Raw genomic sequence first — 14,159 nt, 5'->3', positions numbered from 1 at the left:
AAAGCAAGGAGACCGTCCCGCAAAATGGACCGGTCTCCCTGCTTTTTTATTTGGACGGACAGCTTGCTTCCATTGTGTGTGCCTTCCCGGGGATTGAAACGGGCTTGGCCAAGATCCTAATCCGCCGAGGCCACAAGTGCCAGCAGCTTCCTCAGGATCCGGATCGTCTCATCCGAAAAGCGGCTGAGCGATTCGGCGGAGGCCGTCCGGTTGCCGTACATCATCCTGAACAATTCCTGCTGTCGCTCATCAACCGGCTGTGCCGACAGGAAGAGATGGATGATCGTGATCCCCTTTTTCTCCGCTTCGTTCACTGCTTCCGCCGTGTCGACGATCCCGTTTTGCCCATAGCCGAATGCGGACGGTTCCCCGTCGGTGAAGATCAGCAGGAATTTATGCTGTTCCTGCATCCGGCCGAGCTGCCTGGTCATCCACCGGATTGCAAAGCCGTCCCGATTATCGTCCCCGGCTTCCCATGCAAGGATCCGTCCGGAGTCGTCCTTGCCCGTATCCGCGAACCGGTGAAGCCAGAGAAACTCATTCGGCTGGCGTTCCTTCGTCGCCAGGCCTGCGTCCTCCTGGTACGAGACGATTCCGTGTTTCACGGCGAGAGCCGTCAGCACATCATGAAACAGCAGCACCGCCTTTTTCGTCTCCTGCAGCTTGTCAGCCATCGAGCCGGAGCCGTCGACCAGCAGGCCGAACACCGCATCGAGCCGTTCGGACGGCCGCTGCTTGCGGTAGAACGGTTTTGGTCTCTCCGACAGGAGGATGTCGACAGGATTGCCGGACAGCCTGCCCATCGGCAGGCCATCGCGCCGGTCTTCCCGCTTCCGTTCAATCCGCTTTTTCATCTCCCGTTCAATGGCCCGTACATAGGGAGCTGATTCGGATCGCCATTCATCCGTCTTCTGCCCGGCGTCCCCCTCCCGGTCAGGCTCAGCCACGCGTTCCCTGAACACGACCCCCGTGTTCTCGCTGCCGAACCCTTTCGCCTGACGCCACTCGCCCGGCCCCGCTTCCCCGCTTCCTGTGCCTGATTGTCCCCGGCCTGTCTGCTCGTCCGCCACGGATCGCCCGCGGCCAAACGATTGCACGTCCATCCCGGCACGCCCTTCCCTCGACGAACCGGCGTCCGATTTGCCGATCCGGCCATGTTCGAGTTCATAATCGAGGTGAGGGCCCTTTTCTGACTGACTGGCCCCATGCCATGTCCGGAACACCTCCTGGATCGTGTCCTTCTCCCCTTCTTCACCTGCTTCAGCCGTCTTCACCCCTTTGTGGTAATGGAAACCGGAACGGGTGCTTGTGAAAGAGTCGGCGATCGCATAGTAGGTACGGATCAGGTCCTGATCCAGATGCTCCTCCAGGATCGGAGCCAGACGCTCCACGACTCTGATCGAATCGCGGGTGGAGCGTGAGTCGAATCCAAGGAACAGCACCGGATCGGCCAGTGCGGAGATCTCACCCAATGAGTCATCCCCGGCCCCGTTCAGCACAAGATGAAAATGATTGAACAGGGCGTCGGACGGGTGGCCGTGCCGAAGGTTGATGGGCAGCTGCGCACCGTGCTGGCCGGCATAAACCTCACGGCGGATGTTGAATGCTTCCTTTGTCCCCGGACGCTCCTTCATGACGGCGTCCGACAGACGCATCTCCTCAATCAGAAGGACGGTCTGTCTCAACAGGTTCCTCAGAGGATGATTGGCCGAGCGGCCGGCGAAATCCCGCCAGGCGGCAAGGTCAAATCCGGTCCAGAAACCGGCGGCGAGCAGATAAATATCCGACAGCCGGCCGGCTTCCCGGATTTCAGCAGAACGATGCCGCCAGAACACGCTCATCGCCATTTCGTGATCAGGCAGATTATACTCCAAAAGCTTGCGTTCCGTGAGCCGGAGTTCGGGCTCTCCTGCCAGTGCGCGTGCCAGGCGTTCATGGCGGAGACGTTCATCCGCGTCAACCCGTTCGTCATTAAAGTCAATAAATCGCTTCATGGCAGTCATGGGCGGGCCTCACCGGATCCTCGTGCGGACGAGGTCCATGACAAGCTGGCGCTCGCCCCGGTCTTCCATCTTTTCCGCGACTGCATACCGGACTGCGCGCTCGGGCCCGATATGGAGCGCAAGTTCAGTCGCATCAATGAGACTCCGGATCGATGCGGCCTCATCTTCCAGCAGGCCGTTCCGGACTTGTTCACGGAGATCCTCCGAGATATCCAGCATTGTCGCGATGAGAACGGACGGAGCATCCGGAAACTCGCTTTCCAGCAGCTCCCTCGTCTCCTGCATGCCCAGATAAGGCACGTGAAACGCAATAAACCGGTTTTTCAGGGCTTCGTTCATCGGCACCGTCCCGACATAGCCCTCGTTGATCGCCGCAATGACGTTGAAGTCGGGATGGGCCGAAATCACTTCGCCGGTGAACGGGTTCGTCAGCATCCGCCGGTGATCCAGGACGCTGTGCAGGATCGGAAGCGTCTCAGGCTTGGCCATGTTGATCTCGTCGATATAGAGGATATGTCCGTTCTTCATCGCATGGATGACCGGTCCGTCGACAAAATCGATTTCCGTCCGGCCTTCTTTCTGGATGATCGTCTTGTACCCGAGCAGCGCTTCCGCGTCAAGATCGACCGAGCAGTTCACCTGGTGCATCGGCTGGGAGAAAAATCCGGATACCGATTCTGCCAGTTTCGTCTTGCCGGAGCCGGTCGGCCCTTTCAGAAGTACGGGACGCCGGATGACGACGGCAGTCAGCACATCTTCCCACAGATGGGGATCCGGTGAAACGTATCCGCCTGTCCCGATCAGGACCGAGTCCTCTTCCCCGTATCGGCGGGACAGCCGTTCCTTGCGTTCTTCTCCAATGATTGCTTCCATGCAATGCATCCCTCCTATTGAAAAAGCCCGGCGGTTTTCCCGCCGGGCCTCCGGTTCATTCAAAGTATGTTTTGTAATAGCCGGCCACTTTGCCGGTGTTGTCCTTGACGAAGATGAATTCCTCCGTCTCGTTTTTCACTTCGTACTCCTTGCCCGGCGTCAGGACGTTGGAAACCAGGTACTTCTCTGCATCAGTGTGCGTGCAAGTGACCGTCCGGACTGCCGGGGCCTCTTTCCATTGGGTGAAGTTCATCTGTCGCTGCCCCCTTCTCGTCTTTTCCCATTATAACGGGGATGTCCGATTATTTCAAAGCCGGTCCATGATCGATACGGCCATTGATGATCCGGACGGGATCTGTCCGGCCGTCCCACAACGGGGTTGAATCATATTGACCTGAGCAGCCGCCATTTTAATGGGTTCCTGCCTTTTGATGTTTTGCAGTCTCAGTCTCCTGGTCCTCTCAATAGGCCCGCATCCATGATGGTAATTTCTCAATGACAAGAAGGTGATTGAAGCGGATAGGATCTATCTTAACCAAGAAGACCTTTTTTTTACTTAGAGAGCACCATTCTTCACTTAGAGAGCAACTTTCCTAACCTAGAGGGATTTCTGCTTACGTGTCGACTCGTTTTCGACTTTTTCAGTGGCCGTGCCAGACGTCGCTCCTAAAAAAAAGAGGCGGGATTGCCGCCCGTTTCCGGTGCAATCCCGCCTCTTCCGTCGCCTACCTTTCGGAAAGGCTCATTTTATCCGCTGATCAAGATCCTAGGAGCAGATCCTCTGGGTTTTCGATCATTTCTTTGACTGTCTTGAGGAAGCCGACAGAGTCTTTTCCATCGATGACGCGGTGGTCATAAGAAAGGGCCACGTACATCATCGGACGGATTTCAACGTTGTCGCCTACGGCAATCGGGCGCTTTTGGATCGTGTGCATGCCGAGGATGCCCACTTGCGTGCCGTTCAGGATCGGTGTCGAGAACAGCGATCCGAACACGCCGCCGTTTGTGATGGTGAACGAACCGCCGCTCAGGTCGGAGAGGGCCAGTTTCTTGTCACGTGCCTTCGCTGCGAGGCCGGCAATGTCTTTCTCGATTTCCGAGAAGTTTTTGCGGTCTGCGTCACGGACGACCGGAACGACGAGCCCTTCTTCCGTGGAAACGGCGATGCCGACATCGTAGTAGTTCTTCAGAAGGAGGTCGGTTCCGTCAAGCTCGGAGTTGACCGCAGGGTATTGCTTGAGCGCCGCGACGACGGCTTTCGTGAAGAACGACATGAAGCCGAGGCGTGTGCCGTATTTCTTCTCGAACTCGTCTTTTTTGCGTTTGCGCAGTTCCATGACATTCGTCATGTCGATTTCGTTGAACGTCGTCAGCATCGCAGTCGACTGGCTCACTTCAAGCAGGCGGTTTGCGATCGTCTGGCGGCGGCGCGACATCTTTTGTCGCGTTACGCGGCCGGACTCTTCGTCGGATGTCGGTGCAGCGGACTTGGCAGCCGGCGGCTGCGGCTTCGCCTGCTGTTTCGGAGCGGCGGCAGCTGCCTCCACGTCCTGGACGCGGACGCGGCCCATCGGATCAACCGGTGTGATGGCCGCAAGGTCGATGCCTTTTTCGCGTGCGAGTTTGCGCGCTGCAGGGCTGGCGATAGTGCGGTCGCCGGAAGTGGATTCTTCCTGTGCCGCTTCCGGAGCCGGTGCAGGAGCCGACTCTTTCGGCGCTTCCTGTTTTGGCTCTTCGGCTTTTGGAGCCGGAGCCGCTGCAGCGCCGGTGCCTTCTCCGACTACTGCGATGACCTGGCCGACTTCGACCGTGTCGCCTTCTTCCGCGCGAAGTTCCTGGACGACGCCGGCTTCCTCGGAGATGACTTCGACATTGACTTTGTCGGTTTCGAGTTCAACGATGAATTCGCCTTTCTCGACTGTGTCGCCCGGCTGTTTCAGCCACTGGGCGATTGTTCCTTCCGTGATGGATTCAGCAAGTTCGGGCACTTTGATTTCTGCCAAGGTGGTTTCCTCCTTATGGTCATGCAAATGGGATCATTTGCTCATTGCAGTTTGGATGATGCGGTCCTGCTCGATCTTATGGGACTTGCCGTCGCCCTCGGACGGGCTCGAACGCATGATGCGTCCGTTGTAGACGACGTCCTTGCCGTCGGCGATTTCCCGGATGTACGGCTCGGCGAATGACCAGGAACCCATGTTTTTCGGTTCTTCCTGGACCCACATGAACTCTTTCACGTTCGGGAAGCGGGCCACGATTTCGCGGATCCGGTCCGAAGGGAACGGATAGAGCTGTTCCACACGGACGATGTGCAGCCAATCCGGCTCTTCCCCTTCCTTCACCTGTTCCGCAAGGTCGATTGCCATCTTGCCGCTTGCGAACGCGATCCGCTCGACTTTTTTCGGCTTTTTGCCGAGGCCCGGCTGTTCGATGACAGTCTGGAACTTGCCATCCGTCAGGTCTTCGAGATCTGCCCCGACGAGCGGGTGGCGAAGCAGCGATTTCGGCGTCGTGATGACGAGCGGGCGGCTCGTTTCTTCTCCCAGATGCTCTGCCTGGCGGCGGAGGATATGGAAGTAGTTCGCGGCACTCGAAAGGTTGGCGACCGTCCAGTTGTTTTCTGCGGAAAGCTGGAGGTAACGCTCGATGCGTGCGCTGGAGTGTTCCGGTCCCTGTCCTTCATAGCCGTGCGGAAGCAGCATGACCATTCCCGCATTCTGACCCCATTTCGAGGCGCTGGATGAGATGAACTGGTCAAACATCATCTGGGCCATATTCGCAAAGTCACCGTACTGGGCTTCCCAAAGCACAAGCGCGTTTTGGTTTTCAAGGGAATAGCCGAATTCGTACGCCACGATCGATGCCTCGCTGAGCGGGCTGTTATAGACCGCAAACGATGCTTTCGAATCGCTGATGTGATGGAGCGGAACGTATTCCGTGCCGTCCTGCTCGTCGTGGAGAACGAGGTGACGCTGTGCGAATGTGCCGCGCTGCGCATCCTGGCCCGTCAGCCGGACCGGATGGCCGTCTTGGAGAATCGATCCGAACGCAAGTGTTTCTGCATGCGCCCAGTCGATCTTGCCCTTGCCGTTGAACGGCTCTTCGCGTCTTTTCAGAATGCGCGACAGCTTCTTGAACACATGGAAGTCACCAGGCCACTCGAGAAGCTCGGCGTTCATCCTGCGGAGGCGTTCTTCGGAAACACCGGTGTCGATGCCCGGATACCCTGCCATGATCACTTCCGGTGTGGAGTTGTCCGGCGTATCCTTGCCGGATGTCTCTTTCACGCGGTCATAGGCCGCCTGCATGGTCTTGAACGTTTCTTCGTCGAGCTTCTTGACGTCGTCTTCCGTGAGGATGCCCTCTTCCGCCAGCTGCTTTCCGTAAAGTTCACGGACCGTCGGATGCTGGTGGATATGATGGTACATCATCGGATTCGTGACGAGCGGCTCATCCATTTCGTTGTGGCCGAAACGGCGGTAGCCGAGCAGGTCGATCAGGATGTCCTTGCCGAAGCGTTCGCGGTATTCAAATGCAAGCCGCGCCACGGCGATCACCATTTCAGGCGCATCGGCGTTCACGTGGATGACCGGCACTTCGTATCCTTTGGCCGGATCGGACGAATAAAGCGTCGAGCGGGAATCGTAATGCTCGGTCGTGAAGCCGATCATGTTGTTGGCAATCACATGGATCGAACCGCCTGTGTTGAATCCGTTTGTCCGGCTGTAGTTGAACGTTTCAGGGTTGATGCCCTCTCCCGTGAATGCTGCATCCCCGTGGATCAGGACGGCGTGTGCACGGTCCGCATGCTGGACCGGCTGCCCCGGCGAATCGGTTTCATCCTGCGCCGCCCGGGTCTGTCCCGTGATGACCGGATTGACGACCTCCAGGTGGGACGGGTTATAAGCCAGCTTGACCTTCAGGCCCTCGGGAGAGTTATAGGTGGCGCCCATGTGATATTTGACATCACCGAACCAGCCGCGGGTAAGTTCAAGTGACCCGTCTTTCGGCATGAATGGTTCTTCGGAGAGCCCCGCGAATTGCGCGAACATGATTTCATACGGCTTGTTCAGCACGTGGGTCAGGACATTCAGGCGGCCCCTGTGGGCCATCCCGATGAGCAGCTCCTTCATCGAGCGGACGCCGGTCTTGCGGACCAGCTCATCCAGCAGGACAACGAGCGTATCGAGCCCTTCGATGGAAAAGCGCTTTGCGCCGACGAAAGTCCGGTGGATGAACTTCTCGAATCCTTCCACTTTCGTGAGGCGTTCAAGAAGTGCTTTCTTTTCATCTTTGCTCAGTTCCACTTTGACGGATCCGGATTCAATGTACGACTGAAGCCAGTCACGCTCTTCCGGGTCGATCACCTGTGCAAACTCGTAGGCTGCCTTGCCCGTGTACACTTTCCGGAGGTGACGGATCGCCTCAAGACCGTTTGTCACGCCTGCAGGCACGTCCTTGAAGAACAGGGACGCCGGAAGCACATGAAGATCCGCATCGTCGAGTCCGTACGCAGACGGTTCGATGCGGGAGGAGTCCCGTTCATAGTCTTTGAGCGGGAAGATATCCGCTGCAAGGTGGCCGTAGTCCCGGATCGCATCGGCGAGCTGGACTGCGGCGATGGCCTTGAATAGATCTGCCGGAGAGCCGCTGGCTGCGGCCTCGCCGGTGCTTCCTGCGGGCGCCGGTGCAGCAGGCGGCCCGAAATTCCTGAACAGCTCCGCGAGTTCAGGATCGACCTGTTCGGGGTTTTCCCGGTACAGGTCATACTGCTCCATCACATACCCGAGGTTCGGCCCTGAAAAGGATCCCCAGGGCGAGCCGGGAGCGGCAAAGTTATTTGACATGTAGATACCCTCCACTTTTTCGCACGGCATCGTGAAATATTTGATCCTCTTTAATTTTAGCATGCCGGTCCCAGGACTTAAAGGAAACGGCATACCGGGCGATACCGGCGTTTTGTCCATATCAATCTTACTACTGTGCTGATAAAATACAATCATTTTTTAACGAAAAAAGAGGCATGGCCGCTGAAAGCGGATTCATGCCTCGTAAATACCCTGTTCCATCTCCGGTCAAGCCGAAAAAATGGGAAAAGGTACATGGTTTCATGAGCTTGACGAGTGGCGCAGGATGAGTTCTGCCATTTCTTCGGGCGTCTTCGGCGCTTCCGCCTTCTCCATGGAGAGTATCATCCGCTGCGTGTTGCTGTTCAACTTGCCGACCGCTTCGAGGAACGATTCCCCTGTCACGCGCTCTTCTTCGAGAACTTCCGCAAATCCCGCCTTCGCGAACAGTCTTGCGTTGAGAATCTGGTCGCCGCGGCTTTTTTCGGCAGAAAGCGGAATTAGGAGCATCGGAAGGCGGAGTGCGAGGAATTCGAAGATCGAATTGGATCCTGCCCTCGAGACGACCCCGTCAGCGGCCTTCAGCAAATCTTTCAGCCCGCCGGTTACATATTCAAATTGGGCGTAGCCTTCCGTCCCGTCAAGCGTCCTGTCCAAATGCCCTTGTCCGCACAGATGGATGACATCCATCGTGCGCAGAAGCGCAGGAAGCTGTGAGCGCACGGCTTCGTTCAGGACTGCCGATCCCTGGCTGCCCCCCATGACGAGAAGGACCGGACGTTTTCCCGACAGTCCCGCCAGCCGGAGCCCCGCTTCCTTCGACCCCTCGAACAGCTCTGGACGGATGACCGGACCCGAACATGTCGCCTCCGCCTTTTTCACATGCGGCACGGTCTCCGGGAAGACGGTGAACACATGGTCGGCAAACGGCATTGCCAGCTTGTTCGCCAGGCCCGGCGTCACATCTGACTCGTGGATGACGACAGGGATGCCCGCCATCCGGCCGGCGAGAATCACCGGAACCGAGACGAATCCGCCCTTGGAGAAGATCAGTTCCGGCCGGAGTTTCCGGATCAGCCTGTATGCCTGCAGGACGCCGGCCCCCACCTTGAACGGATCGGTAAAATTCTTCATCGAGAAGTATCTGCGGAGCTTTCCGCTCCGGATTTCATGGTATGGAAGGCCAGGGAACGAGTCTTCTATCAACTTTTTCTCAATTCCGTCCCTCGAACCGATATAATGAACGTCGTACCCCATATTTTTCAGCGGGGGAATGATGGCCTGGTTCAGGGAGACATGGCCTGCGGTTCCTCCGCCGGTCAGAATGATGATCGGTGATGATGTCAAAGCAAAAACCTCTATTCTTTTTCTGTCTTACATCCATATGAAAGCATTATCCAATGTAGCACGGATGAAAGCAAGCCGTTCCGGGCTCTTATTCCAGAAAGGAGGCCGCTGCATGGCCGCTGAAACAACTTTCTCCGCCAAGATCCCCGTTTTCGGGAAAATTGTATTACCGATTCTCGTCACCCAGGTGGCCATGTATATGATCACGTTTTTCGACATCCTGATGACGGGCCGGTATGACTCAGCGCATCTGGCGGGCGTCACGATCGGCTCATCCTTTTGGAATCCGGTCTATACGGGCCTGGCCGGGATCCTGCTTTCCGTCACGCCGATCGTCGCACAGGCTATCGGCGCGAACCGGAAACAGGATGTCAGGCCGACCGTCCAGCAAGGATTATACATCAGCATCGTCCTTTTCATTGCCGTGTTCGCCATCCTCCAGCTCGTGATCCGCTTCGCGCTCGGAAGCCTGCAGGTTGAGCCGGAGGTGCGGGAAGTCGCACGAGGCTATCTGAGCGCCATGAGCCTCGGCCTGCTGCCGCTCTTTGCCTACAACGTGTTCCGGTCATTCATCGATGCGCTGGCCGCGACACGTGTGACGATGGCGGTGACCCTCCTGTCGGCACCGATTAATGTCCTGTTCAATTATCTGCTCATTTTTGGGAAAGCCGGCTTTCCCGAGCTTGGCGGGATCGGTGCGGGGGCAGCATCCGCCATCACATATTGGATCGTCCTGCTCATCGCCATCCTGGTCGTCCACCGCGGACGCATGTTCTCGGACTACCGGATCCTGTCCGGTTGGCAGCGTCCGGCGTTTCCCAAATGGAAGGAGATCATTTTACTCGGTGTCCCGATCGGTATTTCCATCTTCACCGAGACGAGCATATTTGCGGTCGTGACGCTGTTCATGAGTGCTTACTCGACGGAAACGATCTCCGCCCACCAGATCGCCCTCAACTTCACTTCCCTTCTGTACATGATCCCGCTCAGCCTGTCGATGGGTGCCACCATTCTTGTCGGACAGGCTGCAGGGGCGGGAGGGAAAAGGGATGCCGTCCAGTTCAGCTGGCTCGGGGTGACGATGGCCATCGGCTTTAGCCTCATCTCCATCCTCATCCTCGTGATGTTCCGTGAGGGAATCGCATCGCTCTACACCGACGACCAGGCCATCATCCGGCTGGCTGTCCAGTTCTTCCTGTTCGCCGCACTCTTCCAGCTGTCCGATGCCATTCAGGCCCCGGTCCAGGGTGCCCTCCGCGGCTATAAAGACGTCAACGTCACCTTCATCATGGCGATCATCTCATACTGGGTCATCGGCCTGCCTGTGGGCTACGCACTGGCCAATCTTACGGACCTCGGGCCGTACGGCTACTGGATCGGACTGATCACCGGCCTGACCGCCGGCGCCGTCACGCTGTCCGTCCGGCTCATCCTGATCCAGCGGAAGAAAGCTCTCGAATAAGACGACAAACCCCGACCGGGCATCTGTCCCGGCGGGGTTTGTTTTCCGTTTCTCTAATCCAGGATTCCGGTACGTTCGACTTTGACCTTCACTTTCACCTGTATATCAAGTTCCGAGAAGGTATCATGCCAGTCTCCCTTTTCCCACAGGTTGTGATGGAATGCCCGGACCCGCCTGCCGATCCCGATGGCATCGCTTTTTGCCTCCTGCATCGACTCGACTGTTTTCTGCATGTCATTTTCAATGGCAGCCGACAGTTTCTTCTCCAGTTCAGCAAACTCCCCTTTCCCGATTACTGGTGTCACTGAATACTCATCGATCTCGACATGGATCGTTTCACGGATTGTAATCGATGTTTCACCGATATCCCAGTTCTTCCGGCTTCTAATAAATTCATACGTCACGGGAACTTCTCTGCCTTGGACCTCAAAGATGTACGTGTCCCGCAAAAACTTTCCTGTATTATGCTGCAGAATGTTCAGCATTTTGCTTTCGGTGATATCCAGACTTTTTCCGGTGTAAGTAAAGTCGTTGAACAACGCGGTACCGTCGAGTTCGGGCTGACCTGATTCTTCACTCATTTTCAGCAGCGGTAAAGCAAGATCCTGTCCCTGTGCAAACATGATGCTGCCCATGTCCTGCACATTATAATCGGTCGACAAAGAATATTCTTTGATGGTATCCATCAATTGAGTGAGAAATTCAGGCGTATCTTGTGTCTTACCGGAATTTTCGTTTTTGCCATTCCCCATATATGCATCCAGCTCTCCCTTTACAAGAGCCACATGGCTGGACAACCTGTTTCTCGGAGTTCTGTACAGGCTATCAAGATAGTCGAAAATGTTGGCTTCCGCAGATTTATCGGACAAGAGCAAAACTTGGAGTTGCGATATATCCAGCACTTTCCCTGTTTTAAGGTTCATGTTGTTGCGTGCATCACTGAAAGAGCTGCCGCTGGCTTTGGCGGTCAGATATTCCACTCCATTCCCGCCGCTGACCGACGGAAACGAGTAATGGACCGTCACATCCCCTTTTTCACCTCCAATGCCCACAAGCGTGACGATCTGCAGGTCTTTAAAATAGAGCTCATCCCAGCAACCGGACAGGAGCGGCAGAAGAAGGAGGATCAAAAGCACTTTCTTTTTCATTTCGCAGGCTCCTTCCTTCCTTTATACCGGTTGAATAAAATCACAATGAGCGGCAGGATGAAAGCGAAAACCATATGACCATACGTCAGGATGCGGCCGTTCAATTCCGTACCCGTCTTGGTGGCCGTGTACCAGACGAGCGGGATATAGGGAATGCAAAGAAAAGCGGCCACATAATTGGGCTTTTTTACTCGGTGGATGTTCATCAATCTCATGATGGCAAAGGCAATCCCGCAAAGCGAGATGATCGACCAGGCGAGCCAGATGTAGATGAAGATCAAATCCAGCCGTTCGGCAAAAGTGACTTCCTGCGATTTTAAAAGATAAATGATCGGTTCTGAAATCATCGTGAATTCCTTCAATGAGAAAAAGGCCAGGGAAAGGATCAGCATGAACATAAAGAACACAAGCCAGATTCCGCTGTAGATCATTAATTTTGCATTGCCGATCTTCCCTGCAGTCAGGTATCTGAACAGCAGGTACAACTCCATGCCGCCGAACGGAAGCTGGGCAGCAAAGAAACCTCGGAACAGATCCTTGGAAGTCATATGACCAACCGGGAACAGATTGGTCCATTCAAGATTATTGATGGACATCATCAAAAATATGAGAAATACTCCGATGAGCGGAAGCATCAATACGCCAAGATTGACGGATGTCGACGTCTTGGAAGTCGAAGCACTCAGCAACACTAAAGTGATCAGGAGGATAACGACGACTGTCGGGGTTTTGGGAAATGCATATACATTCAGCGTATAGACGGTATAACTGGTGATGCTGACCATGGCGAAAAACCAATAGATCCCATAAAGCAGAGAGATGAACTTCGTCCATTTGAAATCACGATAAAATCGCTCAAATAACCATAAATGCGGGAAATGCAGCAATCCCAAGATGAAAAAGAGCCACCATGAGTCTCTTCCGGCGGCCTTGATCATCAGACTCGGAAAGTTGATGAAGAAAGTTCCGGTCTGCACAAGAAACAGCAACAGAAACATCTGGACTGGTGCCATGACCGGCTTCATTTGTCCCGATCCTCCCAGTAGTTGAATGAGGATTGCTGACGGTCCGGACGGAAATATGGGATCCGGAAAAATATATTTCTGAAACGTGAAGGGTCAAATGGGACGATGGGCGTCAGATATGGCTGTCTAAGCGAAGAAAGGTTCAGCAAATGAATGAACAGCAGCAACGTTCCGATGACCATGCCGAGGAACCCAAAACTGGCAGCCAGCAGCATGAATGGGAACCGTAAAATGCGTATGGCCATGTTCATCTCGATCGCGGGCACGGAGAAGCTGGCAATCGCCGTCATGGCTACGACAATGACCATCAAATTGGTCACCAGCCCGGAGGTGACGATGGCATCTCCGATGATGATGCCGCCTACGATGCCCACCGTCTGCCCAATCCTTTGCGGCAGACGCACACTCGCCTCCCGGATGAGTTCGATGAATAGCTCGAGCAGCAGGGCTTCCAACAGAGGACGATACGGCACGTCCTTCACCAGCTCCTGCAGATGTTTGCTGAGATCAAGCGGCAGCACTTCAGAATGAAATGAAACAATCGATATATAAAATGATGGCAACAGAATGGCAACAAAAAAAGCAAGAAGGCGGACCATTCGGTAAAATGATCCGACAATCACCCGGCTGTTATAATCATCAGGTGATTCATAAAAAGCAAAAAAACTAACCGGGGCAATCAATGCTGTGGGAGAACTGTCGATGAAAACAGAAATTTTGCCCTCAAGAAGGTTATAGACGACTCTGTCGGGCCGCTCGGTGTTCAACCATTGAGGAAAAGGAGAAAGTATTTGATCTTCAAGGTAGTCTTCCAGTTGACCGACACTGTAGAACTCGGGAAAGGGAATATCGAAAAGTCTTTGCTCTAGGTCATTTACAACCTCCGGAGAAGCCTCGTTTTTCAGATAGACCATATGAATCTGCGCTTTCGTATTCTCTTCCTGAAATTTCTTCACAACCAGGTCAGAGCGTTGGAGACGTTTCCGGATTATCCCGATATTTTTATTTACATCTTCTATTAATCCCTGATGTGATCCCCTGATTACTTGTTCATTGATCGGCTCCTCCGGAGAGCGTTCAGGTGTCTTCTGTACTTGGATCCCGATCATCATGTTCGTCTCCGGAAAAATGAGGACTGCACTCCCCATGCAAACTTCTTCGATCAATTTATCTTGGCTGAACGGATACACAGTCGAGGTGGAACTGCTGCCCCAGGAACCGGATTCCTCTTTTGCCCGGCTGTCCAGAAAGCCAATCTGTCGGTTGGCTTCACTTGAATCAATCAATGTGGCATAGTAGCAAAGGAGGGCCGTCACGCCTGCAATATCCACTTGTTTTACTTCAAAGTCAACTGTATCGTTGAACAAGCCCTTGATGGTCTGGGTTATTTGTTCATACATCGGCGTCACTCCTCCACTGCATTATCGGCAGCAAAAGGTATGATTATTCGACGG

The 14,159-nt window shown here is 54.9% G+C and carries 10 protein-coding genes; 1 reads left to right on the top strand and 9 read right to left on the bottom strand.

What is annotated here, in order from left to right; translation table 11 throughout:
* Positions 1–116: 116 nt before the first annotated feature.
* The 6 genes from B0B07_RS06645 to B0B07_RS06620 form a co-directional block, all read right to left on the bottom strand.
* Positions 117–2,003, bottom strand: a complete 1,887-nt coding sequence (locus B0B07_RS06645) for a vWA domain-containing protein (protein WP_076757629.1) — start codon at positions 2,001–2,003, stop codon at positions 117–119.
* Between the two features lie 9 nt (positions 2,004–2,012).
* On the bottom strand, positions 2,013–2,876 hold the full coding sequence (locus tag B0B07_RS06640; protein ID WP_076757628.1) for an ATP-binding protein: 864 nt from the start codon (positions 2,874–2,876) through the stop codon (positions 2,013–2,015).
* Positions 2,877–2,931: 55 nt separating this feature from the next.
* Positions 2,932–3,129 carry a DUF6501 family protein gene (locus B0B07_RS06635; RefSeq protein ID WP_076757627.1) on the bottom strand — a complete coding sequence of 66 codons (198 nt, stop codon included), beginning with the start codon at positions 3,127–3,129 and terminating at the stop codon, positions 2,932–2,934.
* 505 nt (positions 3,130–3,634) lie between these two features.
* The gene (odhB, locus tag B0B07_RS06630; RefSeq protein ID WP_076757626.1) at positions 3,635–4,879 is read right to left on the bottom strand and encodes a 2-oxoglutarate dehydrogenase complex dihydrolipoyllysine-residue succinyltransferase; all 1,245 of its coding nucleotides are present in this window, start codon (positions 4,877–4,879) and stop codon (positions 3,635–3,637) included.
* A 33-nt stretch (positions 4,880–4,912) separates the two neighbouring features.
* Positions 4,913–7,723 carry a 2-oxoglutarate dehydrogenase E1 component gene (locus B0B07_RS06625; RefSeq protein ID WP_076757625.1) on the bottom strand — a complete coding sequence of 937 codons (2,811 nt, stop codon included), beginning with the start codon at positions 7,721–7,723 and terminating at the stop codon, positions 4,913–4,915.
* Positions 7,724–7,984: 261 nt separating this feature from the next.
* Positions 7,985–9,070 carry an undecaprenyldiphospho-muramoylpentapeptide beta-N-acetylglucosaminyltransferase gene (locus B0B07_RS06620; protein WP_234982285.1) on the bottom strand — a complete coding sequence of 362 codons (1,086 nt, stop codon included), beginning with the start codon at positions 9,068–9,070 and terminating at the stop codon, positions 7,985–7,987.
* Positions 9,071–9,182: 112 nt separating this feature from the next.
* On the opposite strand from B0B07_RS06620, the gene B0B07_RS06615 reads away from it, so the two are divergent.
* Positions 9,183–10,532, top strand: coding sequence for an MATE family efflux transporter (locus tag B0B07_RS06615; protein WP_076757624.1), 1,350 nt, complete (start codon positions 9,183–9,185; stop codon positions 10,530–10,532).
* A 53-nt stretch (positions 10,533–10,585) separates the two neighbouring features.
* Here the strand turns inward: B0B07_RS06615 and B0B07_RS06610 are convergent, their stop codons facing one another.
* The 3 genes from B0B07_RS06610 to B0B07_RS06600 are packed head-to-tail and all read right to left on the bottom strand — an operon-like array spanning position 10,586 to position 14,105.
* Positions 10,586–11,680, bottom strand: coding sequence for a Ger(x)C family spore germination protein (locus tag B0B07_RS06610; RefSeq protein ID WP_076757623.1), 1,095 nt, complete (start codon positions 11,678–11,680; stop codon positions 10,586–10,588).
* A complete protein-coding gene (locus tag B0B07_RS06605; protein WP_076757622.1) occupies positions 11,677–12,705 on the bottom strand; it encodes a GerAB/ArcD/ProY family transporter in 1,029 nt (342 codons plus the stop codon). The genes B0B07_RS06610 and B0B07_RS06605 overlap by 4 nt, the downstream gene beginning before the upstream one ends.
* Positions 12,702–14,105: a spore germination protein gene (locus B0B07_RS06600; RefSeq protein WP_076757621.1), complete on the bottom strand. Its 1,404-nt coding sequence runs from the start codon at positions 14,103–14,105 to the stop codon at positions 12,702–12,704. The genes B0B07_RS06605 and B0B07_RS06600 overlap by 4 nt, the downstream gene beginning before the upstream one ends.
* Positions 14,106–14,159 lie beyond the last annotated feature (54 nt).

The organism is Edaphobacillus lindanitolerans (assembly GCF_900156305.1).
Lineage (GTDB): Bacteria > Bacillota > Bacilli > Bacillales_A > Planococcaceae > Bhargavaea > Bhargavaea lindanitolerans.
This window is presented reverse-complemented; position numbering and strand designations above follow the sequence as displayed.

Bases quoted from the DNA above. Each gene is read 5' to 3' on its own strand.
- B0B07_RS06645 (WP_076757629.1), bottom strand. From the start codon at position 2,003: ATGACTGCCATGAAGCGATTTATTGACTTTAATGACGAACGGGTTGAC.
- B0B07_RS06640 (WP_076757628.1), bottom strand. From the start codon at position 2,876: ATGGAAGCAATCATTGGAGAAGAACGCAAGGAACGGCTGTCCCGCCGA.
- B0B07_RS06635 (WP_076757627.1), bottom strand. From the start codon at position 3,129: ATGAACTTCACCCAATGGAAAGAGGCCCCGGCAGTCCGGACGGTCACT.
- B0B07_RS06625 (WP_076757625.1), bottom strand. From the start codon at position 7,723: ATGTCAAATAACTTTGCCGCTCCCGGCTCGCCCTGGGGATCCTTTTCA.
- B0B07_RS06615 (WP_076757624.1), top strand. From the start codon at position 9,183: ATGGCCGCTGAAACAACTTTCTCCGCCAAGATCCCCGTTTTCGGGAAA.
- B0B07_RS06610 (WP_076757623.1), bottom strand. From the start codon at position 11,680: ATGAAAAAGAAAGTGCTTTTGATCCTCCTTCTTCTGCCGCTCCTGTCC.
- B0B07_RS06605 (WP_076757622.1), bottom strand. From the start codon at position 12,705: ATGAAGCCGGTCATGGCACCAGTCCAGATGTTTCTGTTGCTGTTTCTT.
- B0B07_RS06600 (WP_076757621.1), bottom strand. From the start codon at position 14,105: ATGTATGAACAAATAACCCAGACCATCAAGGGCTTGTTCAACGATACA.